At 46.9% G+C, this 25,221-nt stretch carries 25 protein-coding genes and 2 pseudogenes; 19 read left to right on the top strand and 8 right to left on the bottom strand.

Going from position 1 to position 25,221, the window contains the following annotated elements; translation table 11 throughout:
- Positions 1 to 186: 186 nt before the first annotated feature.
- From C9I89_RS05325 to C9I89_RS05305, 4 genes and pseudogenes are all read left to right on the top strand, one after another.
- A pseudogene (locus tag C9I89_RS05325) lies at positions 187 to 881 on the top strand (IS3 family transposase); the annotation flags it as partial.
- Between the two features lie 675 nt (positions 882 to 1,556).
- The gene (gene ltrA, locus C9I89_RS05320) at positions 1,557 to 3,065 is read left to right on the top strand and encodes a group II intron reverse transcriptase/maturase (RefSeq protein WP_211315210.1); all 1,509 of its coding nucleotides are present in this window, start codon (positions 1,557 to 1,559) and stop codon (positions 3,063 to 3,065) included.
- Positions 3,066 to 3,145: 80 nt separating this feature from the next.
- Positions 3,146 to 3,622, top strand: a pseudogene (locus C9I89_RS05315) (IS3 family transposase); the annotation flags it as partial.
- A 582-nt stretch (positions 3,623 to 4,204) separates the two neighbouring features.
- Positions 4,205 to 4,759 carry a 3'-5' exonuclease gene (locus tag C9I89_RS05305; protein ID WP_107282294.1) on the top strand — a complete coding sequence of 185 codons (555 nt, stop codon included), beginning with the start codon at positions 4,205 to 4,207 and terminating at the stop codon, positions 4,757 to 4,759.
- 60 nt (positions 4,760 to 4,819) lie between these two features.
- On the opposite strand, the gene C9I89_RS05300 is transcribed toward C9I89_RS05305, so the two are convergent.
- Positions 4,820 to 5,275, bottom strand: coding sequence for a hotdog fold domain-containing protein (locus C9I89_RS05300; protein WP_107282293.1), 456 nt, complete (start codon positions 5,273 to 5,275; stop codon positions 4,820 to 4,822).
- Positions 5,276 to 5,622: 347 nt separating this feature from the next.
- Between C9I89_RS05300 and C9I89_RS05295 the strand changes: the two genes are divergently transcribed.
- Complete coding sequence (locus tag C9I89_RS05295) at positions 5,623 to 6,510, top strand: DMT family transporter (protein WP_107282292.1); 888 nt, start codon at positions 5,623 to 5,625, stop codon at positions 6,508 to 6,510.
- Positions 6,511 to 6,707: 197 nt separating this feature from the next.
- Here the strand turns inward: C9I89_RS05295 and C9I89_RS05290 are convergent, their stop codons facing one another.
- Both C9I89_RS05290 and C9I89_RS05285 read right to left on the bottom strand, forming a co-directional pair.
- Positions 6,708 to 8,288, bottom strand: coding sequence for a DHA2 family efflux MFS transporter permease subunit (locus tag C9I89_RS05290; protein ID WP_107282291.1), 1,581 nt, complete (start codon positions 8,286 to 8,288; stop codon positions 6,708 to 6,710).
- 3 nt (positions 8,289 to 8,291) lie between these two features.
- A complete protein-coding gene (locus C9I89_RS05285) occupies positions 8,292 to 9,335 on the bottom strand; it encodes an HlyD family secretion protein (RefSeq protein ID WP_107282290.1) in 1,044 nt (347 codons plus the stop codon).
- Between the two features lie 127 nt (positions 9,336 to 9,462).
- Between C9I89_RS05285 and C9I89_RS05280 the strand changes: the two genes are divergently transcribed.
- Positions 9,463 to 10,383 (top strand): LysR family transcriptional regulator, encoded by a 921-nt coding sequence (locus C9I89_RS05280; protein ID WP_107282289.1) that lies wholly within the window; start codon positions 9,463 to 9,465, stop codon positions 10,381 to 10,383.
- 63 nt (positions 10,384 to 10,446) lie between these two features.
- Here C9I89_RS05280 and C9I89_RS05275 read toward each other — a convergent pair whose 3' ends face one another.
- Both C9I89_RS05275 and C9I89_RS05270 read right to left on the bottom strand, forming a co-directional pair.
- Complete coding sequence (locus C9I89_RS05275) at positions 10,447 to 11,427, bottom strand: DUF3187 family protein (RefSeq protein ID WP_107282288.1); 981 nt, start codon at positions 11,425 to 11,427, stop codon at positions 10,447 to 10,449.
- A gap of 482 nt (positions 11,428 to 11,909) precedes the next feature.
- Positions 11,910 to 13,073 (bottom strand): glutathionylspermidine synthase family protein, encoded by a 1,164-nt coding sequence (locus C9I89_RS05270; RefSeq protein WP_107282287.1) that lies wholly within the window; start codon positions 13,071 to 13,073, stop codon positions 11,910 to 11,912.
- A gap of 243 nt (positions 13,074 to 13,316) precedes the next feature.
- Between C9I89_RS05270 and C9I89_RS22925 the strand changes: the two genes are divergently transcribed.
- Positions 13,317 to 13,451: a hypothetical protein gene (locus C9I89_RS22925; protein WP_281258240.1), complete on the top strand. Its 135-nt coding sequence runs from the start codon at positions 13,317 to 13,319 to the stop codon at positions 13,449 to 13,451.
- A 147-nt stretch (positions 13,452 to 13,598) separates the two neighbouring features.
- Positions 13,599 to 13,685, top strand: a complete 87-nt coding sequence (vcdP, locus tag C9I89_RS23110) for a small protein VcdP (RefSeq protein ID WP_483875141.1) — start codon at positions 13,599 to 13,601, stop codon at positions 13,683 to 13,685.
- Between the two features lie 106 nt (positions 13,686 to 13,791).
- Here vcdP and C9I89_RS22920 read toward each other — a convergent pair whose 3' ends face one another.
- Positions 13,792 to 13,923 carry a hypothetical protein gene (locus C9I89_RS22920; RefSeq protein ID WP_281258239.1) on the bottom strand — a complete coding sequence of 44 codons (132 nt, stop codon included), beginning with the start codon at positions 13,921 to 13,923 and terminating at the stop codon, positions 13,792 to 13,794.
- Between the two features lie 139 nt (positions 13,924 to 14,062).
- Here C9I89_RS22920 and C9I89_RS05265 point away from each other — a divergent pair, with 139 nt between their 5' ends.
- Together C9I89_RS05265 and C9I89_RS05260 are read left to right on the top strand one after the other, a co-directional pair.
- Positions 14,063 to 14,620, top strand: coding sequence for a TetR/AcrR family transcriptional regulator (locus C9I89_RS05265; RefSeq protein ID WP_107282286.1), 558 nt, complete (start codon positions 14,063 to 14,065; stop codon positions 14,618 to 14,620).
- Positions 14,621 to 14,762: 142 nt separating this feature from the next.
- Positions 14,763 to 15,035, top strand: a complete 273-nt coding sequence (locus C9I89_RS05260; RefSeq protein ID WP_146155046.1) for a cupin domain-containing protein — start codon at positions 14,763 to 14,765, stop codon at positions 15,033 to 15,035.
- A 5-nt stretch (positions 15,036 to 15,040) separates the two neighbouring features.
- On the opposite strand, the gene C9I89_RS05255 is transcribed toward C9I89_RS05260, so the two are convergent.
- Complete coding sequence (locus tag C9I89_RS05255) at positions 15,041 to 16,084, bottom strand: alkene reductase (RefSeq protein WP_107282284.1); 1,044 nt, start codon at positions 16,082 to 16,084, stop codon at positions 15,041 to 15,043.
- 130 nt (positions 16,085 to 16,214) lie between these two features.
- Here C9I89_RS05255 and C9I89_RS05250 point away from each other — a divergent pair, with 130 nt between their 5' ends.
- Positions 16,215 to 16,796, top strand: coding sequence for a TetR/AcrR family transcriptional regulator (locus tag C9I89_RS05250; RefSeq protein WP_107282283.1), 582 nt, complete (start codon positions 16,215 to 16,217; stop codon positions 16,794 to 16,796).
- Positions 16,797 to 16,921: 125 nt separating this feature from the next.
- Complete coding sequence (locus tag C9I89_RS05245) at positions 16,922 to 17,542, top strand: LysE family translocator (RefSeq protein ID WP_107282282.1); 621 nt, start codon at positions 16,922 to 16,924, stop codon at positions 17,540 to 17,542.
- Positions 17,543 to 17,669: 127 nt separating this feature from the next.
- Here C9I89_RS05245 and C9I89_RS05240 read toward each other — a convergent pair whose 3' ends face one another.
- Complete coding sequence (locus C9I89_RS05240) at positions 17,670 to 18,110, bottom strand: hypothetical protein (protein WP_107282281.1); 441 nt, start codon at positions 18,108 to 18,110, stop codon at positions 17,670 to 17,672.
- Between the two features lie 679 nt (positions 18,111 to 18,789).
- On the opposite strand from C9I89_RS05240, the gene yhfZ reads away from it, so the two are divergent.
- From yhfZ to C9I89_RS05205, 7 genes are all read left to right on the top strand, one after another.
- Positions 18,790 to 19,686 carry a GntR family transcriptional regulator YhfZ gene (yhfZ, locus tag C9I89_RS05235; RefSeq protein WP_107282280.1) on the top strand — a complete coding sequence of 299 codons (897 nt, stop codon included), beginning with the start codon at positions 18,790 to 18,792 and terminating at the stop codon, positions 19,684 to 19,686.
- A gap of 18 nt (positions 19,687 to 19,704) precedes the next feature.
- Positions 19,705 to 20,061, top strand: a complete 357-nt coding sequence (locus C9I89_RS05230; protein ID WP_107282279.1) for a hypothetical protein — start codon at positions 19,705 to 19,707, stop codon at positions 20,059 to 20,061.
- Between the two features lie 24 nt (positions 20,062 to 20,085).
- Positions 20,086 to 20,961 carry a phosphotriesterase family protein gene (locus C9I89_RS05225; protein WP_107282278.1) on the top strand — a complete coding sequence of 292 codons (876 nt, stop codon included), beginning with the start codon at positions 20,086 to 20,088 and terminating at the stop codon, positions 20,959 to 20,961.
- Positions 20,962 to 20,977: 16 nt separating this feature from the next.
- On the top strand, positions 20,978 to 21,337 hold the full coding sequence (locus C9I89_RS05220) for a DUF2620 domain-containing protein (protein WP_107282277.1): 360 nt from the start codon (positions 20,978 to 20,980) through the stop codon (positions 21,335 to 21,337).
- 9 nt (positions 21,338 to 21,346) lie between these two features.
- Positions 21,347 to 22,648, top strand: a complete 1,302-nt coding sequence (locus C9I89_RS05215; RefSeq protein ID WP_107282276.1) for a YhfT family protein — start codon at positions 21,347 to 21,349, stop codon at positions 22,646 to 22,648.
- 75 nt (positions 22,649 to 22,723) lie between these two features.
- Positions 22,724 to 23,905 (top strand): YhfX family PLP-dependent enzyme, encoded by a 1,182-nt coding sequence (locus C9I89_RS05210; RefSeq protein ID WP_107282275.1) that lies wholly within the window; start codon positions 22,724 to 22,726, stop codon positions 23,903 to 23,905.
- On the top strand, positions 23,898 to 25,124 hold the full coding sequence (locus C9I89_RS05205; protein WP_107282274.1) for a phosphopentomutase: 1,227 nt from the start codon (positions 23,898 to 23,900) through the stop codon (positions 25,122 to 25,124). Before C9I89_RS05210 ends, C9I89_RS05205 begins: the two co-directional genes overlap by 8 nt.
- The last annotated feature ends 97 nt before the right edge of the window (positions 25,125 to 25,221 follow it).

Genomic DNA, 25,221 nt, shown 5'->3' with positions numbered 1-25,221 from the left:
AATATGCGCGAATGTCTCATCAAGGCCAGAGATGATAATCTCATATACAGGCCGGATATATGGAAGCCAACCTGTCCCTTTTATTGAACCAGATGCCTTGCAAGCCGGGAGGTGACCATATATGGTCTAATGATCCCGGACACCATTTAAGGTGGTAAAGTTACCGCCTAGTTTTAGAGGTGTTCAATGACAAAACAACGTCGTACTTTTTCTGCTGAATTTAAACTTGAAGCAGCCAATCTGGTTCTGGACCAGGGCTATACCGTTTCTGAGGCTTCCCGCTCTCTGGATGTGAGTGAAAATGTCCTTCGTCGATGGGTGAATCAGTTAAAACAGGAGCGAGGTGGTCAAACGCCATCGAGTAAAGCGCTCACTCCGGAGCAACAAAAAATCCAGGAGCTAGAAGCTCGTATTAACCGCCTTGAGCGGGAGAAGTCGATATTAAAAAAGGCTACAGCTCTTTTGATGGCGGACGAGATAGAACGTATTCGCTGATAGACCAGTTAAGAGAGCAAGAGCCAGTTGAATTGGTCTGCAACGTTTTCGGCATCTCACCCTCAAGTTATTATGAGTACCGACAACGCCACCGTGATATAGACGCTGAACGCGTTGAATTACGCAGCGAGGTCAAACGACTTTTTGCAGTGAGTCGAGGCTCCGCAGGAAGTCGCTCACTTGTGATGATGATGCGTGATAAAGGTTACAGTATCGGCCGATTTAAAGTTCGGCGGCTGATGCAGGAGGCCAGGCTTACCAGTAAACAACCCGGCGCGCACAAATATAAACAGGCTGCTCATGAACGGCCAGATATCCCGAACCATCTGAACCGAGAATTCGATGTTAGTGCACCGAATCAGGTCTGGTGCGGAGACATCACATACAGTGTGCCCGGAGTTCAGGGCGAGCATGGACGCTCAAATTGAACCACAAGTCTATCTGAAATCCACAGGCAACAAGGCTGAAGTCGAGTTACTGTGGCTATGCTGGGTTGTGACAGCATATGAGCCTGAGCGGCAGTGATTTACCGATGCTGGTAAAGTGATGTAACCCGTGGACAACGGGGAGTGAGACGAACTCGTTACGTCAAGATGCTCCTCTAGGCTGAGTATTGGACGGATGAAGAACATGAACTGATTAACCCGCATCTATGGGCTGAAATGTCGCCACTGCCTACACGAGTTAACAGGCAGTATGACGTAGTGTGAATGAGACAAGTAGGCTCAAGCACACCGATTTGCAGAAGAAATGTATGCTTCTGGCAATGGGAAGAAGTGCCAACACAAATCAACTTCTTAGCGTCATCACCTTACAGCACGATAAGGCTAAAGACTGCGATCAGCATCCACCCCAATATGTTTGAGTTCAGGTAGGTAAACCGGGGAAGGTCTGTTTGAATGCCAAGGGAGCATGCCCCCGATGGCAAACAGGCTGACGGAGTTCTCGTAGTAGTCCGAGATGGGGAAAGCCCATTACATGGCGAAGGAGAACAGTTTAATTAACTTGTGTCAGCAAACTAGTTGACTGTAATTAGGTGAAGACCTCTGATAATCAGCGAAATGCAACGCAAGTTGGCAACATGGACGGCAGACGATGAAAATCGCAGGGTAAATCGCCTGCTTCGTCTCATTTCTCATCCTGACTGGCTGCATCATGCGGCAGAGAGAACACTCTCTTCCAAAGGAGCCAGAACACCAGGCGTGGACGGTATCACTAAATACCATCTGCAAGAGAAATTGGGTGACTACCTTCGTGCACTTAGACTGGAATTACAGTCAGGCAATTACCAGCCTATGCCTGCACGACGCATCTATATCCCTAAAGCAAATGGGAAACAACGCCCACTGGGGATCCCGACTTTGCGCGACCGCATAGTGCAGCGGGCAATGCTAATGGCCATGGAGCCAATCTGGGAGAATGACTTCCATACATTATCCTATGGTTTCAGGCCAGAACGCAGTGTTCACCATGCTATCCGTACCGTCAAGCTACAGCTTACCGATAACACTGAAACACGGGGCCGATGGGTGATCGAAGGTGACTTAGCCAGTTACTTTGACACGGTTCACCATCGACTGCTCATGAGGTGTGTGCGTAAGCGAATAAGCTGCAATGGGTTTAATACCCTGCTCTGGCGGTTTATCAAAGCAGGACATGTTGAACGCAACCTTTTCTGTGCGACAAGCGAAGGCGTCCCTCAAGGTGGTGTCATCTCTCCGCTGCTTTCGAATATCATGCTTAATGAGTTCGATCAGTATCTCAATCAACGCTATCTGAGTAAGAAAGCACGCAAAGACCGATGGTACTGGAACCACAGTATTAAAATAGGACGAAAACCAGCGCTGGAGAACAATCGACAATGGCGGCCTGCCGTAGCTTATTGTCGCTATGCTGATGATTTCGTTGTTATTGTCAAAGGCTCCAAGCTAGACGCTGAACACATTCGTGATGAATGTCGATTCTTTCTTGAGGGGAAGCTAAAACTCACACTGAATATGGACAAAACCCATATTACCCATGTGAATGATGGCTTTGTTTTCTTGGGACACCGGATCATCCGAAAGTGCGGGCCTAAAGGCAACATGCGAGTGGTCTCCTCAATACCGAAGGTTAAAGCGAAAGCGTTCATTCACTCTCTGATAAAAGAACTGTCCGGGGATTTCAGTTGCAGCAAGATAGACAAGGTGGAGAAGATTAACCAGAAACTCAGTGGCTGGTCACAGTTCTATCGCCACACTGACTTTACGGCTATGACATACAGACGAATAGACCGAGTCGTCTTCTGGAAACTAGCTCGTTGGCTCACTCGCAAATACCGTTGCCGAATCAAAGCACTATTGATGAAGTGGTGTAAACGTCCCGAGCCGACAAAAGCTAAGACATGGGTATTATTTGGCAAGACCAACTTGGGAAATCAATGTGGTGTATCGTTGTATCGCCTAGTAAGTAGCCCCAAGAGACCATTTCGGTGGCGTCTGCCAGAGAGCAATCCCTATCTTAGGCAAGAAGTCAGAAATACGGTTACTTCACGCTACACCGATGTTGCTATGGCCGTCGGCCATAATTAAATGGAGAGCCGTATGCGCTGAAAGGTGCACGTACGGTTCGGAGAGGAGAGGCAGAGAAATAGTACGACTACGCTCTGCCTCTTACTCTACTCTGGGCGGGCTCAAAATGGTGCTATCTGGCTGTTGTTCTCGACCTATACACTCGATGTGTTGTGGGTTGGGCGCTGTCTGAACATCCCGATGCAGCACTGGTTGTGAGCGCATTGGACAGAGCTTATGAGCTACGAGGGAAACCCAAAGGTGTTCTCTTTCACTCAGATCAAGGTTCCCAATATGGGAGTCGGAACTTTCGCCAACGGCTGTGGCGTTATCGAATAAGCCAAAGTATGAGCCGCAGGGGAAATTGCTGGGATAACGCGCCAATGGAACGCTTATTCCGAAGCCTGAAAACAGAATGGGTTCCGGCTATGGGGTATATGACAAAGGCCGAGGCATCGAGAGATATCAGCCATTACCTGATGGGCTATTACAACTGGGAACGGCCTCATAAACACAACGGAGGCATTCCACCGGCAAAAGCTGAGAATCAAACTAATTTACTGTCCGGAAATGGTTGACCAATACAGAGGACGGCGCTGGGTGCCTTATCTGGTGGCTATCGGTTGCGAACCAGTTATAACTTACATGTTCACTTATCAGCTCAGTACGGGCGATGGTCCGAGATGTTGCCCTGATATCCTCAAAGTTGCTGTAGCTTCCTATCCCTTCAACCAACCTTTGTTTCAGGTAATCTGCATTTCCCACTGCCCGGTAACGCTGGCTTGTCCTCAGCGACACGGTAACAGACTTCCGCATAGGACTACCCGTGTAATGAAAAATCCGCAGATAAAAGGTGTTCACCTTCTTCAAGATCGAAAAGTGCAGGGTACCTATCGCATCATTTGCTGGACTCGATGTGTGACCTCCTTGATTGACCTTTTGTATGACCTCCGATGCTAAAAGGGCATTTCTCTGCATAGCTGTGTGATGAAGAAGAGGTTTATGTTCATTTTGCCGAATCATGGTTGCAGCTCCCTTCGGAACAGCGAGTTACCTCGTTATCAGTAGCCTGAGAATGCTTTTCCACCTTTCCCGCTTTGGCGAACAGAGCCCCAAATGCTATGATGCCAGGCTGTTTTTGCGTCGAGCCCGGAAAGGTGATGAATTTTAATCGAATAGTCTGTTTTGACCTCGAGATGTGTTGTTGGAATGATGGCCGGGAACCGAATACCGGCGAAATTATAGAAATAGGATTGGCAGAGCTTGATTTAGAGACCGGTGAGATCATTCGTCGCGCCCAGCATTATGTGAAGCCTGAGCATGATGAAGTTTCCCAGTTTTGCACCGAGCTGACAGGCATCAAGCCGGAAGTCATTGAGAAAAACGGTAAGCCGCTGGCAACTATCCTGAAATCTATCGAGCAGAAATTCGGTGGTCGCCATAAAATCTATGCAGCTTGGGGCCGCGATGATCTGATTTTGCGAGCGGAATGCAAAGCGAAAGGCTTAAAAGTGCCGTTTAACGAATATCTTAATCTGGCTACCATATTCAGGCTGCAACGCCATGTTACTAAGAAGCGTTGTGGACAGAGAGCGGCGATGGAAATTGCCGGGATCGAGTGGGAAGGGCGACAACATTCGGGTTATGTTGATGCATATAATCTGGCTCGCTTAGCCACAACGTTATTTTGTGATGCCAAGGACGACTCAAAATAAGAATCCCTGTCAGGAAAATAGCCGCAACATGCGGCTTTTTGTTTTCCCGTGTGGTATCAATCAGCTCAGCCGCACATTCATGGTGATTTCGGCCGAAAACACCACATTGCCTTCGGTATCAGTAACTTCGACCGGGACTATTTTATCCCCCTCGGTGTCCCATTCAATATTATCTCCATTTGCGACGGCGACTAAATCGGTTTTTGCTTTTTTTAAGTATCGTACCGTCATGCCTGTTGGTAACCATTTGCTTTTTTCCGGCACTGACACGTCTGTCATCATACCTGCTGCCAGCTCTGCCATATTGCACATGGCGATGGCATGCACCGTGTTGATGTGGTTATGAACCCTGCGCCGCTTCTTAATGCTGACTTCGGCATAACCGGGCTTCAGTTCGGTGATGAGGGGGTTGATTGAGGAAAAGTAAGGAGCAACACGACAGACTATCAGGGAAAATAATTTATGACCGAAAGGTAACTTTATTAAACGGCGATAGGTTTTGAGATTCTTACGCATTGGACATTCCTTTTTCAATTGCATCCTGGTCAGACCACGCTACATTCTGCTCGATTAAAAATCAATCACCGAATACGTTCGTTCCTCATTGATTTTACACTGTTTCTTATCAGGAAAGATTATGGTTGTAATTTTAGTGATGGAAGTTATATCAATAAATCAATGCCTTGAGTTCGTTTTGTCTCTTTCGTTAGGCGCGGAATTTCTTTGATTAAGTGAATAAAAAGCTAAATGTCTGACAATAGAGCTACTATGTCTGATTGGGGATATTTATATCTTAAATGACCTGCCAGAATACTTAAAAGACAAAACAGCCTATTCCCATCAATTCAGATACAAGGAAAACAATGTTCTACTTATTTCCCTTATTAACCGTTTCTATCTGGGCAGGGAATGCCATCGTTAACAAACTTTCGTGCAGCGTGATTGATCCGGGAGCAATCTCATTCTACCGCTGGTTATTTGCTATGCTGGTGCTCACTCCTTTTGTTGCAAAATCCGTCTGGTGCCACAGAAAAACCATTCAGCCCCACTTATCTAAATTGGCATTTTTGGCTTTGCTGGGTATGGTATTGAACCAGTCATTGGGCTATTTTGCCGCGGTGACAACCACTGCAACCAATATCGCGTTAATTGCCTCACTGATTCCGTTGATCAGCATGTTTCTGAGCGTGCCTCTGTTAGGACAACGCTTATCCCCCCTTGCCATCGTGGGGGCGGTCTTGTCTTTAGGCGGATTAGTGCTGATGTTGAGCCATGGCGATGTTCACTTGTTGGCTGCCCAAGGCATTACTCAGGGGGATGGTCTGTTATTGATCGCCGCATTTGTTTATGCGCTTTATTGTGTGCTGCTTAAACGCTGGCAGATGCCATTAACTAACTGGCAGTCTGTGTATGTGCAAGGTGTCTTTGCGGTAATGATGCTAACGCCGATGTTATTATCCAGCGAGCGTATTGCGATCACGTCTGAGGCGTTACCGCTAGTTATGTATGCAGCGATCCCTGCTTCGGTCATTGCACCATGGTGCTGGTTACAGGGTATTCAGCGTTTAGGTGCAGATCGTACCGCGATGTTCATGAACTTAATGCCGGTGATGACCGCTGCGATTGCCAGTGTGATCTTAAACGAGCAGTTAGCGTCTTATCACTATATTGGTGGTTTGATGGTATTAAGCGGCGTGGCGCTGGCGCAGATGAAGATCAAAGCACGCCAGCAGAACCTGGCGACGGCGTAATTTATTTACTGTCTTTGGCTATAAATCGAACCCAATAAAAACGGCAATAACGTCTGTTATTGCCGTTTTTCTTTATGTGCGTATCAAGTTGTTTTTAATGTAGTTTCGAGTTTCGAGTTTCGAGTTTCGAGTTTCGAGTTTAGAGTTTAGAGTTTTCTAGTTACTAGCTTCTCGCATCTCGTACCTAGTTTCTGCCCTTATTCCGTCCGGCTCGATAGCATTAATAATGCGGCGATACCCAAGAAAATGGTCATCACCAAAAACACATCGTTATAGGCCATGATGGCCGCATCGCGTTGCATGGTTGCCATGAGTGAGGCTTGTGCCTGGATCATTGCGGTGCCACTGTCGCTGCCAGACTGGATAAAAAATCCGGCCTGCTGTTTGAGCTGATACCAGGCATCGCTACTGACACTCGGTAAACTGGCTTTTATGTGGGCCAGATGCTCTCGGGTCTTGTTATCAAGCATGGTTGCGATAATCGCAATGCTGAATGCTCCGCCTAGGTTACGCATTACATTCGTCAGCGTCGATGCATCAGGCGTTTGCTGCTTGCTGATCCCCTGCATGGCCACCAATGAGAGCGGCACCATGATAAACGGGCTGCCGATAGCACGTAACAGCATGGAAAATATCAGCTGTTGCCCGCCAAAATCGATGCTCATGTGGGTATTCACAAAACAGCTTAAACCAAACATGGCAAAACCAAAAGTCACCAGATATTTAGGTTTAATAATCCGGGTCAGTCTGGGCACTAGCGGGAAGATCAGCAGCTGGGGAAAGCCCATCCACATCAGTATTCCACCGATTTCCATCGCATTGTATTGCTGGATCTGGGCCAGATATAATGGCAGCACATAGATCGATCCCAGCAGTGCCATACCTAATATCAGATACGCTAAGCAAGATATCGCAAAGTGGCGATTTCCCAATAGCCGTAAGTTGACTAACGGGGTTTTGTGCTGCAGCTCGTTGATCACAAAATAAATAAGGCTGGCTGCAGAGATAGCCGCCAGGGTGACAATAAAGTCGGAACTGAACCACTCTTCCCGGCTCCCTTCTTCCAGTACCACTTCCAGACACCCTAAGCCCACCGCCATTGTTACAATACCATGCCAGTCAGCTTTTAGCAGGCTGTTGATATTTAACGGCTCGTCATCTAAGCCATAGCGAACCATCATGATAAGCAGAATAGCGGGTGGCAGATTGATATAGAAAATGTAGTGCCAGGATAAGTTCTCGGTCAGCCAGCCGCCAAAAGTCGGGCCAATTGACGGCGCAAAGGTGGCCGTAATTCCAAACATTGCCATACCGATAGCCCGTTTGTTAATCGGGAGCAGCTGTACCACCAGCGAGAAGGCCAGCGGAATTAATGCTCCACCGCTGAAACCTTGCAGGGCACGGAATACGATCATCGATGTCATATTCCACGAGACAGAACAGAGTAACGATGACACCGTGAAGATCACCGTGGTCCAGGTTAAATAGCGGCGTTTGCCCAGAGCGACGGATAACCATCCGCTCAGAGGGATCGCAATCATTTCTGCGACCAGATATGAGGTCGAAATCCAGGAGCTTTCGTCTAATGTTGCAGACAGCGCCCCCTGAATATCTTTCAGCGATGAGTTGGTGATCTGAATATCTAAGATCGCCATAAATGCCCCAATCAATCCGCCGATCAAGGCTATCCAATGACGGCGCGGGACTTCGTCGCTGTGTGCTGATGCTGTCGCTTGTTTTGATGCCAAATGGGTGTTGGTAATCGCCTGCTCACTCATGGCTTAGCCTCGGGTATCAACAGTCGCAATGACTGACAGCCCCGGGATCAGTTGCCCGGTTAACTGCTCCGGATTAGGGAGTACAATTTTCACCGGGACACGCTGAACAATTTTAGTGAAGTTACCGGTCGCATTTTCAGGCGGCAGCAACGCAAACTTAGCGCCAGTTGCCGGAGAGAAACTGTCGACAATACCGTCAAGGGGTTGATCCGGAAAGGCATCCAGTTCAACGGTTACTTTTTGTCCGGGATGGATTTTAGCCAGCTGGGTTTCTTTGAAGTTTGCTTCGATCCAAACCGCTTTGGTCGGAACCAGGCTCATCAGGGGCATCCCCGGTTGTACATAGAGTCCGTCGCGTAAGCTGCGCTTGCCAACAATGCCATCAACCGGAGCATAAATGTTGGTATAGCTCAGATTCAGATCGGCTTGTTCTAAGTGAGCTTTTGCTTCTGTGATCGTCGCCTGAGCCTGTGCGATTTGGCTGTTAATGACATTAAGCTGATCTTTAGATGCCTGAAAGCGGGCGTTGGCTTCGTCTAACTGTGCTTTAGTCACTTTAAGATGTGAGGCTGCATCATCGACTTCATCTTGTGAGGAGTAATTGCGTTTTAGCAGGCTATGGGTGCGGCTCATCTGTTGTTGAGCGCGTTCATGTTCAGCTTGCGCAGAAGCAATCTGGCTCTTTGCCTGACGAATTAATGTTTGTTGCAGTAGATACTGAGCGTCCAGGTTATCAATGGCGGCAGCACTGACGGCCAGATTTGCAGTGGCCTGATTTTTGGCTGTGGTGTAATCGCGATCATCAATTTTAGCCAGTAATTGTCCGGCTTTAACGTGTTGGTTATCGTCCACATAAGATTGAATGATATAGCCGGAGACTTTTGGGCTGATATTGGTGATATCACCTTGCAGGTAGGCATTATCGGTTGATTGAAAATACTGACCGTGACCAAACCAGTAGCCACCGGCTGCAATGCCCAGCGAAAGCATGATCAAGGTGGCAATGATCGGGGCTTTTTTATTATTGGATTTTTTGTTTTCAGCCATGGTGTTCTCTTTATTCACGTAACTAACTCAATAAATATTGTGTTACGAAGTGTAAAAGAAAAAGATTGGTTGATTGGATAGGAGAAAAAGGAAACACTGTTGCAGAAAAGAGAATAATAGGCAGATTATGGATCTGAATACAATAGCAATGTTTACCCAAGTGGTTGAATGTGGGAGCTTTACTCAAGCTGCCGAGATGTTAGATCTCACGAAATCAACGATTAGCCGTAAAATTGCCGAGCTGGAATCCCACCTGGGTGTGCGTTTGCTCACACGTTCGACTCGTAATTTAGTGCTGACCCAGGAAGGGGAAGCATTTTATCAGTCCTGTGTGCAGATGCTCGACATTATGGAGCAGGCGGAGCTGGAAGTTACAGCCAATCAGGATTTGATCCGTGGCCGTCTGAATGTTGTTATGCCGGTGGAATTGGGCCACCTAGTACTGGGACAATATATTAACGATTTTTTGAAGCTGTATCCGAATGTCACTATTCATTTAGAGCTGACAAATCGTGAAGTCGATATTATCGGGGAAGGCATTGATTTATATGCTCAGATAGGCGATATCACCGATTCAAGCATGGTCGCGAGACCTTTCCATTCATCACAACGCGTGCTGGTGGCCAGTCCTGAGTATTTGGCCCAATACGGGGAGATCAACAGTCCCGCAGATCTCAAGCCGCCGCATTACCAAATTAAGATCTACAACGCCGCAGTGAAGATACCCAACTGGCATCTGAAGCAAGCCGATGAAGACGTCCATGTCGATCTGCCCTATAGGCTGCGTGTTAATACAATAACGTCTTCGTTAATGGCTTGCCTGGATGGGTTGGGTATTGCGATTTTGCCGGAATTTATCTGTCGGGAACATCTAAGAGAAGGGCGCTTGGTCGCCCTGCTACCGGATTGGAATATGTCTAATGCACCAGTGAGTTTTGTTTACCCGCAGCGTAAGTTGATGCCGAAAAGGTTACGGGTGTTTATTGATTATATGATTAGCCGTTGTGAACAGCGTGACAGGGCAATGAAAGAGAATATGTCCGGCTAAACCAAAGGCTTTGGCAGGGCTTGCCGGTCACTTTACATTGTAAATTATCCCGATTGGCATTATCTAAAAACGATGACGGTAGCCTAAAGTAAAGGCGATATCTGCACTGTTATCCATATTAAAGACATTTTCAATCATAGAAACTTCCACCGCACCGTTATTGAGGTGATAGCGGTAGCCTAGCAGCACTTCATTTGAGGGCTGCGACAGATCTGAACTCGTCTCGCTGGCGCCTTCATAAAGGTGGTATTCCAGTAAAATTCGGTGACGCTCGGTTAGGACAAACTGATAGCCTACTGACGCCATAAAGGCGTATTTCTTATAGGGAAGATCAGCGAGAGCTTTGTCACCACGGCGGTGTGACACCCCCAATGTCGTATAAATGCGATGCCTGCCGGCGCGGTAACCATAGTTAGCTTGCAGTGATTGCTCAAAGCTGTTGTTTTTAAATGGGCCGCTGGATACATAGTTATAATACAGCGATCCCCCCACCGACAGACCGTGACGATCAGTCTCAAATACCTGATAACCGGTATATAACGTGATGGCATTACTGAGGGTTTCTCCTCTGAAATCATGAATTTCAATGCCATGTTCCGGATCTGAAATGTCAAACGAATGATCGTCAACATTCTCTCTGCCGTTTTGGCTGAGACCAAACGTATCATGGAATATCGTGGTTAAGTTATCCAGATGGTTATTTGCGGCAAAATGCCAGGTGTAATCGAGATCGATCGTCCACCTTTCGTCTACCTGCCATTGGCCGCCGACTGTCAGGGCATTCTGATAATAGTCGGCAGTGTAATCTTCAGTCTCAGCCCAGACACTGGCCATAGTGCCAGTCGCATATAGCTCGACGGCCCCCGGTCTGTTACTGAACCCGGACCGTAAAAGAGGGGTTAGGCTATTTGACTGCAGGGGGGACTGGGCATAGGTTTTCAGCGGACCATAATCGTCAAAGCTGGCATCCGCATTTGCAGCGGTTGTTACCAAAGCGGCGAGTAAACTGGTTGTGACTACTGTATTTACTTTGCTGGTTGTCATCCCGATGTCACTTCATCCCGTTTGATTAGATAGCGATGTACTCATTTTGCTTGTGTATGATGAGGCTATCGATATGGTTGTTTTATGCGCTGTCGTATAAATTTTGGGTATGCATTTGAGGTGGAGTTTATAGCGCATGCAAGCTTTCTGAAGTCTGAATGAGATTGATATAGCAACCGGGAGTTAACCGGATATATAATAAGGCCTTACTAAAAAGTATATTGTCAGTATAGAAATAAATGCAAAGTTGCACGACTTAGATTTCGTGCAGAGTATGAATTTAAAGATCCACTAAATGTTGTTACTGGAAGCTGATGAAGATGCCGAGAGCCAGTGATTGCTATTTCCCGGCTCATGGCTGTTTTTGAGGTGGCTAAGATTGGTATCCTGACTCAGGAACAACGCTTCTAACATAACCGCGTTATCCAAATGCCTTGTTCGGCAAACAGGCTTTTATTCTGATCTGTCTGAGTCGATGGACTTTATAAAATAATATGCGGCAGATAGCGTGACATATCCTGCGTCACTTTTGAGGTATCTTCACGAATGGAAATGCCGCCCGGTTTATCATCGACCAGCCAACTACCGATCAGGGTGTAGTAATCGCCGAATTTAGGCAGCGGGTGATAGGCCTGATAAATGACCCCTTCGTCGCCATAAGGGCCCTCGGTTCGCAGGGTCTGCCGTCCGTTCTGAACTATTTCAATATTGGCCCCTTCACGGGCAAAAATCGGCTTTATGACGTAGTCTTGCAGGTTGCCGAGCTTACGGTCATCGGGGAAGTAGGCGGGCAGCAGGTTGGGGTGGCCTTCGAATTTTTGCCACAGCAATGGCAGCAATGCTTTGTTGCTCAGTACCGATTTCCACATCGGTTCCAGCCAGTTGACCTTGGCATCTGCCAGTTTGTTGCCGTATTCCTCTCTGAACATAAATTCCCATGGATAGAGTTTGAACATCCAGCGAATAGGGCGGTTTTTCATATCGGTAAACTCATTTTTTCCATTGAGGCCGATATCTTCAACATGGACAAAGGCGGTCGAGAGTCCGGCTTCTTTGGCGCAATCTTCCAGATATTGCACGGTACCACGGTCTTCTTCGGTATCTTTGCAGCAGGAAAAGTGCAATGTCTGCCCTGGCTGTAAACTTGCCAAATCCTTAAAACGATTGATCAGCAATTCTTGCAACAGGTTAAATTGATCGGCATCACGTCTGAGCGTGCCGTTTTTAACCTGATCTTCCAGCCACAGCCATTGCCAGAAGCCGGTTTCATACAAAGATGTCGGTGTATCGGCATTGTTTTCATACAGTTTGGCGTGGCCTTTGCCGTCATAGGCAAAGTCCAGGCGGGAATAGAGAGATGGCTCTTTGCGCTGCCAGGAATCGAGCACGTTTTGCCACATCATTTCCGGGATCTGAAATTTCTGCAGCCAGTATTCATCGCGTACAACCGTATCGACCACATCCAGGCACATCTGGTGGATCTCTTCGGTCGGATCTTCAAGATCCCGCTCGATCTGCTCTAAAGTGAATTGATAATAAGCGGTTTCATCCCAGTAAGGATCGTCGTACATGGAATGAAAGCCGAATCCAAACTCTGCCGCAACTTCACGCCAATGTTTGCGTTCCTTACAATCAATTCTGAGCATGGTTCTCTGTCCTTATAGTGCTGCTATCCAAGAGGAAATATGACATTTTTTACGCCTATTAGGGTAAAAGATTGAGCATTGTGTGAGGTTGATAATATTGTATTACTTCAAATAAGTAATGAGAAACGGAGTGACTGCCGTTTTAATGGCCGAATGAGAGATTTCAATTGATTATATCTTGAGTACTTTTAATTCCAGCGCAGGATTATTCTATCAAGGAAGTGATCCCTTAAGTAAAAAGTCGTGGATGACGACGACCAGGCTAAAGGTTATGGCTGGCGTACGATTGTGACATCAGCAGCGAAACGTGAAAATAAATTACAGCTACGAGGTGACCTACATCACCATTCCTGCGAAAGTGTGATCAACTTCAAATAATTGTTGTAATTAATTTTCTCTCTGATATAGTAACCACATCTTCAGACGAAGAAAGAAAATTGCTCAAAGGATGAGCCCGTTAATCGCCTCCAAGGAACCGAGTTCAGCTTAATACTCAATAGTAAAATAATTTAGAAGGTGATCATTATGAAAGGTTTAATTTCAACAAATTTCTGGAATGTTCGTTCTGTTTACACAACGGATTTCCGCTACCCGACTTGCTTCGGTTATTGATTCTGATTGCTGCTTACGCAGTGACAAAAACCGCCTTCATGGCGGTTTTTTGGTTTTAATAACCGTAACTAACTTCAATATCATGCGAGCGTTTCACTTTCCTCAACTATGCCTGAATGCGCAATTGTGTCGCATAAGCCATTCCGTAACTTTCATCATGCTCTTTTTCTGGAGCGGCCATCACAGTTGATGCTGAAACCAACAAGAACGTAGATAGTGCAATTGTTTTAATAGACATATTACACCCCCTCCAAGCAAACAAAACTGTTTCGTTTCGCTTGTAATAGTGAATAACTCAAAGAAATCACATGTCAAGCCTTTTAATACGAAACTGTTTAGTTTATTTTAAGTTATGAGTTGTTGTTGAGGAATTGAAGATGAGTAAGAAAGAAGAGAAGAGACTGAAGATAATTGAAGTGACGGCAGATCTCTGCATTAGAAATGGTTATCAAGGTACTAGCGTGGATGAGCTCACGTCGAAAACAGGATTTTCTAAAGCGACTATTTATCGGTATTTCAATTCAAAAGAGTGCTTGATATCTGAAACACTTCGTCATTATGCCAATAAATACAGTGATTCACTGAAAGAGCTGATTAACAATCCGGAACTTTCGTTAGAACAAAAAGTGGATGAGTTATTTGAACGGCTCCGTCAATTGGTGGTGAATGATCAGTTTTATGGCTGTTACTTCCAACTTGCCTATAGTGAATTTTGCAATAAAGATGAAGATATAGCGTCTACTTGTACTCAATACAAACAAGGTAGAATTGACTTAATCACAGAAATGCTTGTCAAGCATCATGTCGATGATGCGCACCTTAAAGCCGTGAAAGCAGAGCTGATCTATAGTGGCCTGATTGCATCATTACCGATAACTAAAAATACGGCACTTATCGACATAGCAAAAGAAATGTACCTCAGAGAGATTTTTTGATCGTCGCCTAAGATTAAACAATCATAACCAATATGGCGTGTAATTAATCGCGAGAAACAAACGAAGAATTTTAAGTGATTGATTCGGAATTAGTTGTTGTGTGAACTGTGGCGGGTCAAGTGGAATGGCGGGGGAGGAACGAATGATGCTGAATTTAGATTTCAGCAGACGTGTTGTCATTGATACAAACCAGATAGACTGGATTCCCAGCCCTTCTGCGGGTGTTCTTCATAAACCACTTGCTCGTTCAGATGAGGATGCCGGTCATGTAACGAGCATCGTGCAATATGAGAAAGGGGCGATTTTGGAGTCATTGCGTATCAGAGCATCAACTATGGCTATGTCATTGGTTACCAGTTGCGCTTTGGCTTTTTGCAATAGAGCTAGCACTATGGCTAACTCTATTTTTCCTTGATTTCGTTAGACCAAACTGGTTAGCATCTCATCTGAATAGTTAACCAATTCAGTTCCTTCACGTACTCTGGCGACATAATCCGGGTTTGCGATGAAAGGGCGACCTATCGCAATCAAGTCAAACTTATCATCGGCAATCGCGGTGCTTGCGGCTTCAGCCGTATAGCTTCCGACACCCACTAACGTTTTACTGTAATTGGTGCGCACATAACTTGATGCTCGGCCACCGAGATAATCAAACTCCATGCTGTCGTCAAAAATACCGATATGCAGGAATGCCAAGTCTCGGCGTTCAAGCTCAGCCAAGAGGTAATCAAACACGTCACGGTCACGGCTATCGCCAGCCATATTCACATAGGCACCTGGACTGACTCGAAGTGCTGTTCTTTCATTTCCGATCCGCTCGGCAACCGCATCAACCACGGCTAAGGCAAATCGAGACATATTTTCAGCGTTGCCGCCGTATTCATCGCTGCGGCGGTTACTGTCATGGTGCAAGAACTGATCGATAAGGTAACCGTTAGCGCCATGGATCTCGACACCATCAAACCCTGCATCGATAGCATTGCTGGCGGCCTGAGCATAATCTTTCACAAGTTGCGTAATATCATCATGGGTCACAGCTTTAGGAACTTGATACGTCAACTCACGCATTCTCGGCACGCTGCCTTCAACAGCGACAGCGGAAGGTGCCATTACATCTCCGCCACCAAAAAAGTGAGGGTGGGCAACACGGCCGGTATGCCACAACTGGGCAAAAATCTTACCGCCGTTGTGATGCACTGCATCAGTCACTTTGCGCCAGCCATCGACTTGAGCTGCCGTAAATAGGCCGGGGGTATTTGGATAACCCTGACCATCGGGACGAATAATCACCGCTTCTGAAATAATTAAACCTGCTTCAGCTCGACGACCATAATATTCAGCCATAGCTTGTGTTGGTACTAGTTCATTGTCGGCCATGCACCGGGTCAGTGGTGCCATCAAGATACGATTGTTAAGGCTAATTGTGTTATTTAGATCATAAGGTTGAAGTAGGTTAGTAGTCATAACGATGTCCTTTCTTGAATGAACATTCAAGATGCCTTTTCTTGAGCGATCATTCAAGTGTTATTTTGAACAAACATTCAAAAGTAAGTACACTCAAGTCAGGTAAAACTGAATAGTATGAAAATCACCAATGAGAAATGCAGAGTTTGATAGGAAAAAAGTACTGCGATCTGCCATGGTCGCCTTTATGCGTAAAGGTTACAGTAAGACCAGTATGCAGGATCTGACCAAGGCAACGGGTTTGCATCCAGGCTCGATCTATTGTGCTTTTGACAATAAACGCGGCCTGTTACTGGCCGCCTTAGAACAATATAGGCAAGACAGGAGTACTGAATTTCAAGGTTTTTTTTCAGGTTCACAACCGGTGTTAGTCGAGCTAAAAAACTATCTGGATAGTATCGTCCAACAGTGCTTAAGCTGCGACGCAGCCCAATCTTGCCTTCTTACGAAAGCACTCAATGAGGTAGCCGAGCAAGATGCCGAAGTCCAAGGCATAATCTCTGAAAGCCTCGCTAATTGGCAGCAAACTCTGACCGATAAGTTTGAGCAGGCAAAATCTGCCGGTGAGCTGACAACGAAGAGAGAAAGCGCTCATTTAGCTCGCTATTTTGTGATGGGGATATATGGCCTGAGAACGTTCGCTTATACCCACCCTCAAGCAGAAGTGCTACAACAATTGGCCGATCAGCTTTATCAAGATGTCTGTGCTTGATCTTCAGTAGTTGGAACACCCCAGTTACCGCATCTTAGCGTGTCGATATCCGGCTATTAACTATTGTATTGGTTATTACTTGCAGGATGTGTCGATTATTTTTCCTATTTAACACTGAGACTCCCATGGATCCTTCTATTTTAATAATATTTATACCAACCTTCTTCGCGGTGTCAGCCACGCCGGGACTTTGTATGACGCTGGCGATGACCTTGGGCATGACCATTGGCGTTCGTCGAAGTTTGTGGATGATGGCGGGTGAGCTAGTCGGTGTCGCGTTAGTTTCCATATCGGCGTTGATAGGCGTCGCGACTATTTTGCTGGCTCATCCCAACATTTTTCTGGCGTTGAAGTACCTAGGTGGAGCCTACTTGCTTTATCTGGGGATTCAGATGTGGCGCTCACGCGGGAAAATGGCTATTCCTACCGACTTGGAGGATCAGGTAAACGTCACGCCGATTGCGCTGGCCACTCAGGGATTTGTTACTGCTATTGCTAATCCGAAAGCATGGGCCTTTATGATTTCGCTGCTGCCGCCGTTTATCGATGCAAATCTGCCGTTGCGCCCGCAGGCAACTATCCTGATTAGTGTGATCTTGTGTTTTGAGCTGATCTGTATGCTGCTTTACGCGACAGGCGGTCGTACCTTGCGCGGCCTGCTGCAACAGCGAGGCAATGTCATGCTTATGAATAGGATCGCCGGAAGCTTAATGATCGGCGTGAGTGTATGGCTGGTATTAGGTTAATAAAGCAAGAACTGACGTGTTTCTAAAAGTACCGAGTGCGTATGAAACTGTAGCGTTATGATATGAAAAAGGTCGCCAGAGGCGACCTTAAGATGTCCAATTAATATTAAAACGCCATTCCTTAAGATCAGTGATGATTTCGATGATGACTGCCAATATCACTGGTTACAGAGTCATAAGAGAAATCATAACCACCAGTTCGACCAACTTGCGTCATCGCAAAGGAATTATCTTCAAAGGCTTTCAAGCGTAACTCCGTGGCATGCAGTGTTGATACGGACTCGTCACGATCACGTTGTACGGATGATTCAACATGACGTACAGGCTCACTCAGTGCTTGCTTACGTAGTTCTGTGGCCCGTAGTGTTGATACGCTCTCGTCATGGTCAACCAACAGTTGTGGATTAACGTTTACTTGATAAGCAGCCTCACCTTCAAAGGTTTTCAGGCGAAGTTCATTCGCATAGCGATCGCTGACGTTATGATCATGGTCATTACCTGGAGCGGCTATCGTAGTTGATGCAGAAACCAATAATAATGTAGATAGTGCAATTGTTTTAACGGACATATTATAACCCCTTGCGAATGTACTAAACCGTTTCGTTTTGCTTGTGGTGGAGAATAGCTCACAGAAATATTTTGTCAAGAACTTTTGATACGAAACGGTTTAGTTTATTTTTGTCGGTTATTGTTGGAAGATGAAGGTGAACAAGAAAGATGAGAACAGGCTGATGTTATCCCTATTAATTGAAGTGACGGCAGAGTTCTTCATTCGAACTGGTTATAAAGGCACTAGTACATAAACACAGTGAAGATGATTGATTAAAACAGTTGAAGTCCGTCATCCCAGAAACCGCCAACACTGAAATTGCGGGCTTTCTCAAAACTCACCTGCCGGTTATCAGGGATCCATCATGCACGGAAGGTTCAGTGGACTGTGGATCCCCGATAATCGCTACTGTAAATCCAATCGATAATGAAAAGATCAATATTAAGCGATTTCGAGGATGACGACGGTTCGGCTTCATCGATAAAAAACTAACCTGTTCAATCAATCATAATTAATGAGTCAAGGTACTGGAATGGATGAGCTTATGTTGAAAACTGGGTTTTCTAACAAGAAGGCTTGTTGTTAATAAGCCTCGCAAAATTTCTTTTTGACCAATATCTCATTTATGCCCAACTCTAATTTACTTAGTTCACCATAAGCGTACCATTTAAACATTCAAAAAAATGAAGATTTAAATGTGACCAAGAAGTACATTAAAAAAGAAGGTGCCGCTGTCATTAATATATCCCGATATTTGATGTCACAAAAAGAAGGTGCTCGTTTGCGTACTATTGATTCGTTGGCTGAAGAGTTCCGGCTGTCGGTTGGCTTAGTTCAAAAAGCCCTGAAAAAAATTGAAGCAGAAGATGTGATAGCGCTTTCGAGGCAAGGCCGAAATGGTACTTATATCTCTCGTTTGGACAGTGAAAAAATTGTTCGTCTGGCGGGGCTTGGTAATGTCGTATGTGCTATGCCGTTACCTTATACCAAGCATACCGAGGGATTAGCCAGCGGATTAAAGACTCAGATAGGCAGTTTGCCGTTGTATTTCGCCCACATGCGAGGTGCCGGAGTCAGAGCGAAATTGTTAAGTTCCGGCGTGCATGACATTGCCATTATGTCGAAGCTTGCTGCACAGAATTACTGCGACGGTTTAACCGTTGCCGTTGATTTGGGAGAAAACTCCTACTCACATGATCACAGGTTGATTTACCGTAAGGGGGAATATGATGCTATCCGGCGTGTTGGCGTCGATCCGGATTCCCCCGACCAGCAGATCCTGACCAGGCAAGCTTTCCAGGAACAAGACATTAAAATTGTCGAAATCAATTACGGTGACAGTTTAGCTCATTTGGCCTGTGGGGATATAGATGCGGTAATTTGGCTGACGGAAGCCATAGATATGGATAAGTTCGGTCTGGCCGAAAAGTCACTTAACCATATCCCCCACTGTGAAATGGCCTCTGAGGCGGTACTACTGGTTCGGAATGAGGCACTGCATATTAAAGCACTCTTGAGAAACCTAATCGACAAGGATGCTCTGAACACTCACCAGAAAAAAGTCGTGGCAGGCGAGATAACGCCGAGTTATTAGCAAAGATGCGGAGGAAGAATGCAGCAAAGGTTAGCGTTACTTAAGGATGCGGGGGTGATATCCCAGGTTGCACATGACGGAACACTGAAAGCCGTCAAGTTGCTGGTTTCTGAATGGCAGTTGGACACATCAGCAGAGCAATTACAGCTAGCGATGACCCACCTGGCACGCGCAACGGATCGCATTCTTTCCGGAGAACCAATCGAACATGGGCTGGACGAGGAGCTTCTTGCAGAGATCACCGGCGATGATGACTTCCCGATGATCGAAGCGACGAACAGAGCGATCCTTGACGGCTTTGGTATAGAGCTGGCCCCGGATACGGAAAACTCATTCTTTCTTTGCAATCTGTTCTCGCTCTACTGTGCGAAATAAACCGTAACGGGAAAAGAGGCCAATATGATTGACGACAGCGGTTACACCTATGTTCACGAACACCTGCATATTGATTTATCACCGCAAAAAGGTGACATCGACTGCAGGCTAGATCAGTACGATCTGATCAAAGAAGAGCTGTTGCAACTCAAGTTACGCGGTGTATTCAACATCGTAGAAGTGACTAATCGTTTTATGGGTAGAAATCATCATTTTATTGAGGATTTAGCGACTGATACCGGGATGAATATCTTGCTCTCTACCGGCTACTACATTGATGGTTTTTTCCCACCCGAATTGCACTCTCGGTCGGCGCGGGAGATCAGCCGCGAGATGGTGAGTGAAATCGAAAACGGCATTGCCGGAAGCGACTTGAAAGCCAGCTTAATCGGTGAAATCGGTAGCAGTGAGAACACGTTTACCGAGATAGAGAAAAAAGTATTTGAAGCCGCCGCTTATGCCCACCTGGAAACAGGGCGCCCAATCTCCACTCACCAGTCGATGAGTTCAATGGGCCGCCAGCAGGTAGTGTGGCTAAAGCAGTATGGCGTCAACATGAACAACGTGACGATCGGCCACTGCGATCTGAAAGACAACCTTGATGACATTGTCTGGCTCATCGATCAGGGCTGTTATGTGCAGTTCGACACGATCGGGAAAAATGACTATTACCCAGACACCAGACGTTTAGACATGCTGCAAGTGCTGTCTGAACGCGGTTATTTAGAGCGGGTCATGCTTTCCATGGACATAACCCGGCGGTCTCACCTTAAAGGAAATGGTGGTCTTGGCTTTTGCTACCTGATGGATGCATTCGTCCCCATGCTACGCGAACGTGGCATTAGCCAGCAAGAGATAGACACCATGCTAAAACACAATCCCAGTCAGCTATTTGGCTAAATAAAGAGGTTAGCGTATGAAACGAATCGGTATTGCGGGTCTGCAGCGTGAGCAGATAAAAGAGCAAATTGACGCCGCCGCCCCCGGTGTTTTTAACTGCCACATCCTGAACGACATGGATGCAGCCATGCAGGTGAAATCCGGCCAGCTGGATTATTACATCGGCTGCTGCAACACGGGGGCAGGCGCGGCACTATCGATGGCTATCGCCATCATTGGTTATCCGCAGAGCTGCACCATAGCCAAGCCGTCCATTCAGGCCAAGCCGGACGAAATCGAGCGTTTTGTCGATGAGGGAAAAGTGGCATTCGGACTTTCTATTGAGCATGTCGAACACGCTATTCCCATGCTCATTTCTATCCTCTCCAAGAAATAAGGACATTACATGGATGTTGTACATTTAGGGCTAGTTGCTTCGCTCTGCGCAATGACGGCAATAATTGCTAATATGAGCGCAGCAGTATTCCACGATGGTATCCGCCCCATTCTTCCTCAGCTCGTTGAAGGTAACATGACAAGGCGAGATGCGGGTTCTGTTGCATTTGGCTTATCTATCGGCTTTGTTGCCTCGGTGGGGATTTCATTCACCCTTTCGACCGGTTTACTCAACCCCTGGTTACTTTTTTTACCTACAGATATTCTGGGTGTGATGATCGGCAGTCGCGTACTGGCCGGACTGGCTGGTGGTTTGTGGGGGATATTGGTAGTCACATCGCTTACTGCAGTCAATACCGTATTGACCGGGTTGCCGATCGATGCATTAGGTGCACTGGCCGAGCTGGGTACGCCGGTAATGTCGGCATTTGCCTTGTTCCCGCTGCTTGCGATTTTCTATCAATTTGGCTGGCGCGCCGGGGCTGTGGCAGCAGTCGTCATTATCATTTCCCGCTTGTTGGTCATGAAATATACTGCGATCTATCCTGAATCCATCCAGATCTTCATTGGTATGGTCATGTTAGTCGCTACCGCAATCCGTAAAGATCTGACTGACAGGAAAAACGGGATATCACCACCCGATATGTCAGGTATGCACAGCCTGTTTGACGAGCGCACCAAGCGGATCGTCAAAAACCTGCCTTTCCTTGCCGTTACTGGTGCCCTGATTGCCGCAGTGGCGAACGCAGGTATATTTGCCGGCTCGGAAGTGTCGATCTACTCACTGGCCGAAGCGTACAAACTGACCGATCCGGTTGCTCATGATGCCGCGATGAAGCAGGTCGCTTTGTCTGAGTTTATGCGCGGTCTTGGTTTTATCCCGCTGATCGCGACCACGGCTCTCACGACAGGTGTTTACGGTGTCGTCGGAATGACCTTTGTGTTCGTTGCTGGCTACCTTGCTCCAAGTGTTCCTGTCGCAGCAGCATTGGGTGCTGTCATTATTTGTGCAGAAGTCTTCCTGCTACGCGGGATCGGCGGCTTCCTGGAGCAATTCCCGTCCATTCGAAATTCGTCAGACAACATTCGCAACTCAATGAATACCCTAATGGAGTTTGCATTGTTGATCGGTGGCGTACTGGCTGTGATGAAAATGGGCTCCACAACCGGATTCACCATCTTCGCCATCCTCTACTACCTCAACGAGGTTATGGGCCGACCAATACTCAAAATAGCAGCGCCTGCAGTTGCGGCCATCCTGACAGGCTTCATCCTGAACGTACTCTATGTACTGGGGCTTTTTGCAATTTAACCCAAAATAAGAGTTCGCCCACCTCCCCCTAAGCAACATCGGGCGGGCTCTTATCCTCTTAAGAAGGTTTTCTTTATGTTTCTGAATGCCTTAAAAAAGCAGAACCAGGCACTAATAGATACGGCTGCCGACTATTTGAGTAAAGGCCGGCTACTGCCTGATACCTATGTTATTGACGTTGATCAGTTCACGGCCAATGCGAAGCTCATCAAGGCCAGAGCAGACGAACTGGGTATAAAGCTTTATGCCATGACCAAGCAGATCGGGCGTAACCCAGAGCTTGCCAGGATATTGGTGGAAGAGTGCCAGTATCAAGGTATCGTCTGCGTGGATTTTAAGGAGGCTCGACAGCTTGCCCTGGCCGGAATCAATGTGGCTCACACCGGGCATTTGGTACAGCCGCCAAGCAGTATGGTTGCTGCGATGGTTGCAGATATCAGACCCGAGGTGATCACAGTCTACTCGCTGGAGAAGGCCCGGGAAATATCTGCAGCGGCAGTCAATGCGAACAGAACACAAGGGATTTTGCTTAAGTTTTACCGATTGGATGATCACTTATATGTGAATCAAGAATCAGGTTTTCCTTTCGAACTGCTGGAACAGGTTCTGGCTGCAATAACCGCTTTACCAAATCTCAAGCTCGTTGGTTTAACGCATTTCCCATGCTTCTTATACGACACTGAAACCAACACCACTCAGCCTACGGTGAATCTGATCACCTTGAGATTAGCTGCGAATAAGGCTGAATCATTGGGATATGACGTTGAACAATTAAACGGCCCATCGTCGACAAGCTGCGAAACACTTCCCATGCTGGCGGAGTTCGGCGGTACGCACGGTGAACCCGGGCATGCACTGACCGGTACGACACCCGCCAATCATGACGGCAGCCAGCCTGAAAAGATCTCGATGCTCTATCTTAGTGAGGTTTCACATCACTACGGGGAGCACAGCTACTGTTACGGTGGTGGTTATTACCGCCGGGGTAATCTTGTTTCGGCATTGGTTTGGCAAGATGAAGAAGAGCAAACGGGGCGGGAAATGATCGTGCCCGTTAGCAACGATGACGATTCAAGTATCGATTACCACCTGAAGCTTGAAGGGAAATTTGCCATTGGCTCGCCGGTCGTCATGGCGTTTCGCACCCAAATTTTCGTTACACGCAGTGATGTTGCGCTTATTTCTGGTATCTCGCAGGGCGCCCCGCGCTTAATGGGTGTTTATGACTCTTTAGGCAATGAGGTGTCGTATGGCTAGATTTATCGTGGTGGTTTTAGATGGTTTCGGCGTCGGCGAAATGCCGGATGTTACCGTGGTGCGTCCTCAGGATGCCGGCGCTAATACTGCCGAGAAATTGCTTAATCACTTTCCGCTTAAAACGTTACCGACGCTTGAAATGCTGGGGTTAGTCAATGTCGTGGGCGATACCAAATCGGTCATGAAGGCAAATCCCGGTGCGAACTGGGGCCAGGCATGGCTTGCGCATGAAGGCGGAGACACTTTCATGGGGCATCAGGAGATCATGGGCACCCTTCCCAAACCGCCTGTCGTCATGCCATTTCAGCAGTCGATTGATGCTATCGAACAGGCATTACTGGCAAAAAACTATCAGGTTAAGCGGCTGGAAAAAGATGGTTTGCAAGCCCTGATGGTAAATGATTGTGTCGTGGCGGGCGATAACCTCGAAGCCGATTTGGGGCAGGTGTACAACCTGACAGCAAACTTTTCTCAGATCAGTTTCGAGCAGGTCAGGCAGATTGGCCAGGTGGTGCGCTCGGCCAATAGTGTAGGCCGCAATATTGCCTTCGGTGGTTTTGTGAATTCAATGCAGCAAATCGTTGATGCCATCGAAACCAAGGCTGAACCAAATGGGGAAGTCAAATACATAGGCGTCAACGCACCAGATTCTGGTACTTATGACAACGGGTTTCAGGTGATCCATTTGGGCTACGGCGTAGATGCTGCCGCACAGGTTCCCCAAAAACTGAACGAAGTAGGTATTCACACTTACCTGTACGGCAAGGTCGCCGATATTGTCCAGAATGAAGCCGGAACCTCTTATCTTTCGGTGGTCGACACTGAGAAGGTGTTTGAACTGCTGCATCAGGATTTACAGCAGCATACAACAGGCTTCTTCTGCGCCAATATCCAGGAGACAGATTTATCCGGACATCTGCAGGACCCGCGTCAGTACTGGAAAATACTTGAGAAATCAGACAAGGGGCTTGAACAGGTCATCGCGCTAATGCAAAGCGATGATGTACTGGTGGTAATGGCTGATCACGGTAATGACCCTTTTATCGGCCATACCCGGCATACCCGGGAGCAGGTGCCCTTGCTGATATATCACAACCATACTCGCGGCGTTGAGCTGGGAACAAGAACCACACTTGCCGATGTAGGGGCGAGCGTAACGGCGTTTTTCGGGGCGGGGTTACCCGTAAGCGGGAGCTCGTTCTTATCTCTTATTAAATAGAATTGTGTAACAGAAAAAGGTCAGAGAATGTTTATCAGCCTTATAAACGCTATCAGATGCAACGTCTTTGCCAAGCTAAAAATTTAGTTCCTAATGA

Source organism: Photobacterium lipolyticum (genome assembly GCF_003026475.1).
GTDB classification, from domain to species: Bacteria; Pseudomonadota; Gammaproteobacteria; order Enterobacterales; family Vibrionaceae; genus Photobacterium; species Photobacterium lipolyticum.
The sequence above is the reverse complement of the archived record's forward strand: the minus strand, read 5'-3'. Positions and strand labels throughout refer to the sequence as shown.

Coding starts and splice junctions, on each gene's coding strand:
- C9I89_RS05280 (WP_107282289.1), top strand. CDS start 9,463: ATGGATCTGAATACAATAGCAATGTTTACCCAAGTGGTTGAATGTGGG.
- C9I89_RS05270 (WP_107282287.1), bottom strand. CDS start 13,073: ATGCTCAGAATTGATTGTAAGGAACGCAAACATTGGCGTGAAGTTGCG.
- C9I89_RS05300 (WP_107282293.1), bottom strand. CDS start 5,275: ATGCGTAAGAATCTCAAAACCTATCGCCGTTTAATAAAGTTACCTTTC.
- C9I89_RS05265 (WP_107282286.1), top strand. CDS start 14,063: ATGAGTAAGAAAGAAGAGAAGAGACTGAAGATAATTGAAGTGACGGCA.
- C9I89_RS05305 (WP_107282294.1), top strand. CDS start 4,205: ATGAATTTTAATCGAATAGTCTGTTTTGACCTCGAGATGTGTTGTTGG.
- C9I89_RS22920 (WP_281258239.1), bottom strand. CDS start 13,923: ATGTCTATTAAAACAATTGCACTATCTACGTTCTTGTTGGTTTCAGCA.
- C9I89_RS05290 (WP_107282291.1), bottom strand. CDS start 8,288: ATGAGTGAGCAGGCGATTACCAACACCCATTTGGCATCAAAACAAGCG.
- C9I89_RS05210 (WP_107282275.1), top strand. CDS start 22,724: ATGTTTCTGAATGCCTTAAAAAAGCAGAACCAGGCACTAATAGATACG.
- C9I89_RS05205 (WP_107282274.1), top strand. CDS start 23,898: ATGGCTAGATTTATCGTGGTGGTTTTAGATGGTTTCGGCGTCGGCGAA.
- C9I89_RS05225 (WP_107282278.1), top strand. CDS start 20,086: ATGATTGACGACAGCGGTTACACCTATGTTCACGAACACCTGCATATT.
- C9I89_RS05255 (WP_107282284.1), bottom strand. CDS start 16,084: ATGACTACTAACCTACTTCAACCTTATGATCTAAATAACACAATTAGC.
- C9I89_RS05295 (WP_107282292.1), top strand. CDS start 5,623: ATGTTCTACTTATTTCCCTTATTAACCGTTTCTATCTGGGCAGGGAAT.
- C9I89_RS05285 (WP_107282290.1), bottom strand. CDS start 9,335: ATGGCTGAAAACAAAAAATCCAATAATAAAAAAGCCCCGATCATTGCC.
- C9I89_RS05275 (WP_107282288.1), bottom strand. CDS start 11,427: ATGACAACCAGCAAAGTAAATACAGTAGTCACAACCAGTTTACTCGCC.
- vcdP (WP_483875141.1), top strand. CDS start 13,599: ATGAAAGGTTTAATTTCAACAAATTTCTGGAATGTTCGTTCTGTTTAC.
- C9I89_RS05260 (WP_146155046.1), top strand. CDS start 14,763: ATGATGCTGAATTTAGATTTCAGCAGACGTGTTGTCATTGATACAAAC.
- C9I89_RS05220 (WP_107282277.1), top strand. CDS start 20,978: ATGAAACGAATCGGTATTGCGGGTCTGCAGCGTGAGCAGATAAAAGAG.
- ltrA (WP_211315210.1), top strand. CDS start 1,557: ATGCAACGCAAGTTGGCAACATGGACGGCAGACGATGAAAATCGCAGG.
- C9I89_RS05245 (WP_107282282.1), top strand. CDS start 16,922: ATGGATCCTTCTATTTTAATAATATTTATACCAACCTTCTTCGCGGTG.
- C9I89_RS05250 (WP_107282283.1), top strand. CDS start 16,215: ATGAGAAATGCAGAGTTTGATAGGAAAAAAGTACTGCGATCTGCCATG.
- C9I89_RS05215 (WP_107282276.1), top strand. CDS start 21,347: ATGGATGTTGTACATTTAGGGCTAGTTGCTTCGCTCTGCGCAATGACG.
- C9I89_RS05230 (WP_107282279.1), top strand. CDS start 19,705: ATGCAGCAAAGGTTAGCGTTACTTAAGGATGCGGGGGTGATATCCCAG.
- C9I89_RS05240 (WP_107282281.1), bottom strand. CDS start 18,110: ATGTCCGTTAAAACAATTGCACTATCTACATTATTATTGGTTTCTGCA.